1 protein-coding gene is annotated in these 719 nt (G+C 68.6%); it reads right to left on the bottom strand.

Annotated elements, in window-relative coordinates; all coding sequences use genetic code 11:
* Window positions 1-719: acyltransferase domain-containing protein (locus tag A5701_RS10265; RefSeq protein WP_156670036.1), on the bottom strand; the 719-nt coding region annotated here is incomplete at both ends.

Raw genomic sequence — 719 nt, 5'->3', positions numbered from 1 at the left:
CGCACCCTCGCACTCGAACACCCCGAAATCTGGGGCGGGTGGGTGCCGCGCACGGTGTGGAGGTTGGTGCGGAAGGTGATGGTGTCGTCGGTATCGCGTTGCAGGGTGCCGGCGCTGACGTATTTGCTTCCGTGCTGGGCGGTGTGCAGGGTGTCGAGTATGGCTTGGGTGAGCAGGGGGTGTGCGCTGATTTCGATGAAGGTGTGGTGGTCGGTGCCGGCGTGGGCGATGGCTTGGTGGAAGTGGACGGGGTTGCGCATGTTGGTGGCCCAGTGGTCGGCGTCGAAGACCGGGCGGGTGTCGAGGTCGGGGTAGGTGGTGGAGATGATCGGGATGCGTGGCGGTTGGGGGGTCAGGTCGGCCAGTTCCGCGCGCATCGGGGGTTGCAGGGGGTCCATGGCCGGGTTGTGCGGGGAGACTTCGATGTTGACCCGGCTGGCGAACCGGTTGTGGGCGCGGACCTCGGCGATGAGCTGATCGATCTGGTCGGTGGGTCCGGCGATGACGGTTTGGCGGGGGGAGTTGTAGATGCCCAGGGTGATTTCGGGGTGCTCGGCGATCAGCGCCTCGGTGGCGGGCGCGTCGAGCTCCAGCAGGGCCATGCCGCCGTGCCCGGACAGCGGGGCCATCAACCGCGATCGCGTCGCGGTCACCCGCAATCCCTGGGCGGGCGTGAGCGCACCGGCCACCACGGCGGCGGCGACTTCGCCCATGGAGTG

Source organism: Mycobacterium sp. E3305 (assembly GCF_001666785.1).
Lineage (GTDB): Bacteria > Actinomycetota > Actinomycetes > Mycobacteriales > Mycobacteriaceae > Mycobacterium.
This window is presented reverse-complemented; position numbering and strand designations above follow the sequence as displayed.